At 57.4% G+C, this 2,275-nt stretch carries 2 protein-coding genes; both read left to right on the top strand.

Going from position 1 to position 2,275, the window contains the following annotated elements:
• On the top strand, positions 1 to 1,822 hold a 1,822-nt coding region (locus C5B91_RS20875; protein WP_199708882.1), incomplete at its 5' end, for a 3'-5' exonuclease.
• Positions 1,823 to 2,087: 265 nt separating this feature from the next.
• Positions 2,088 to 2,275 (top strand): hypothetical protein (locus tag C5B91_RS22815; RefSeq protein WP_233547829.1); only part of this gene is annotated, 188 nt, incomplete at its 3' end.

Genomic DNA, 2,275 nt, shown 5'->3' with positions numbered 1-2,275 from the left:
CGCCGCCGTCGAGAACATCACCGAGTTCGAGTCTCGACTGGAGCGGTTCGTCGACGAACTCAACGAGGATTACGAACGAGTGTCGTGGGCGACTCGCCCCATCATCGATATCGAGCTCGTCGAGAACTACCGGTCAACGCAGGCTATCCTCGACTTCTCCGAGCACAGCCTGGTCACGTCCGCTGCGAGCAAGGACGATGTCGACGAGGCGGCCGTCCGAGAGCGCATCGTGTCGCTCTCCTCGAACGCCGCACACGAGAACTCCCGTATCGAGGCGATCCAACATGAAGACGAACACGAGGCCGTCCTGACCAAGATACAGGAGATCGTCGGGAACGACGCGTATCAGATCGAAGAGGACGACGAACTCCGCCTCCCGGAGTACGGTGATATCGCTGTCCTCACTCGGACCCGTGACTTCGGCCGGGAACTCTTCTCTGTCGCCGAGGAGTACGGATTGCCGATGGCGTACGAGGGTGGCATCGAGTTGTTCCGGTCTGACCCAGCGAAGCTTCTGCTGGCGTGGCTGCGAATTCTCGAATCCGACGCCGAGCGAGGATGGGCGGTCGTCCTCGAGGAAGCTGGCTACACGCTCGACGAAGTCAAACACGTCCTCGATACCGAGGCGTACCCCGCCAACATGCAGACGTTCAAGTCGGAGCTTGGAACACTGGAGACGGTCGGTGGGGTTGCTCAAGGCGTGTTCTCCCGGTACGACTACGACGGGGCGTATGCCGACGTGCTGCTGACGACGATACAGTCCGTCCACAATGCGACGACGTTGACACGAGGTGACCTCATTCGATTCATTGAGCGCGGCATCGAGGACGGAAGCACCCACGAAGTCCACGCCAGCGCCGGGATGAACTCGGTGACGGTCCAAACTATCCACGCGTCAAAGGGACTCGAACACCCTATCGTCGTGCTCGCGAACATGAACTCCCATCGCTTCCCACCGTCAGGCGGGAACAGTAACGCGATCACGTTAGACGATCCGATCGGACTCCGCCAACGGAAGGTCTACGCCGACGACCACGGCTACCCCCACATTCACGACAACTGGCGGAGTGACGTCCTCCGGAAGTGCCTGCCGCGTGGGTACGACGAGGAACGGCGCTTGCTCTACGTCGCGATGACGCGGGCTGAGAGCCACCTCGTGTTCGCTGCAGGCGAGAATCCGAACACATTCATCGAAGAACTCCCGGTCAACCTCGAGGAACTGGAGCCTGACGTTCAGGAAGCCGACATCAGCGAGACGACGCAGGCGCACTTGCAGATTGCTGTGCCGACGCCAGACGGTCCGGTCGGACACTCGCCGCACACGCTCATGCGCGACGACGTGTTCGAGGACGTCGACGACGGAAGAGGAACAGCGTTCGGAACGCAGACCCACGAGTTCGCTGAGCGGTACGTGTTGGAGGGAGACGTCGAACCCTCGAACGACGACGAGCGTCACATCAAGTTGTTCTTGGACTCGCTCGATGGAGAGCTACGAGTCGAGGAGGATGCGTATCTCCCGCTCACTGTCGACGGCGAGCAGGTCACCATCTCAGGAATCGTCGACCTCGTCCACATTCGTCCCGATACTGTCGAGATCATCGACTTCAAGACCGACCTCGGACGGCACGCCGAGGACGAGTATCGGAAGCAACTCAGCGTGTATTATCACGTGTTGGATGAGTGGTTCCCTGAGCGAGACGTGACTGCAGGTATCTTCTACACTGCTGTGGGTGATCGTGTTGACATCGATCCGTTGTTGAAAACAGACATAGTCGAGATTGTAGCCAAAGAACAGTATCCCGAGATTAGTACTACCGAGTAACCGATTCTGGACGGATTTTAGAGCGACTTCCAAACCATGTGGTCGACTGCGATCTAAACTTGCTCTCGAACGAACTGCTCGAAGCTAGTGGGTTTAGGAGAAATATAGAGCAATTTCGCGTTCAGGCCTAAGGATAAATCGAGGCGGTTGACGAAGCGCTTGGCGCGTACAATATGTCTTCCAGCCAAGAGGCCGAGGAAACTGGCCGAACAGTCGCCGCTCTACAAGACTAACAGAGCCGCTTAGGTTTGAACAGGTGACTTCGGTGTTTATCGGAACCCTTGACCAAAAGGTAGATCTTGAAACTGCGATGATTGCTCTTGGTCTGGAAAATGAGAATACGAACCGGAGCAACTCCATGGGCTCATTTATCGCTCTCTCTTTCAAGGTTACCTTGCTGGTCTTCGTAAGCAGCAAGGTCATCATTGCCAGAACTACTGACAGGGACCTGTC

The organism is Haloferax sp. Atlit-10N, from assembly GCF_003586325.1.
Lineage (GTDB): Archaea > Halobacteriota > Halobacteria > Halobacteriales > Haloferacaceae > Haloferax > Haloferax prahovense.
This window is presented reverse-complemented; position numbering and strand designations above follow the sequence as displayed.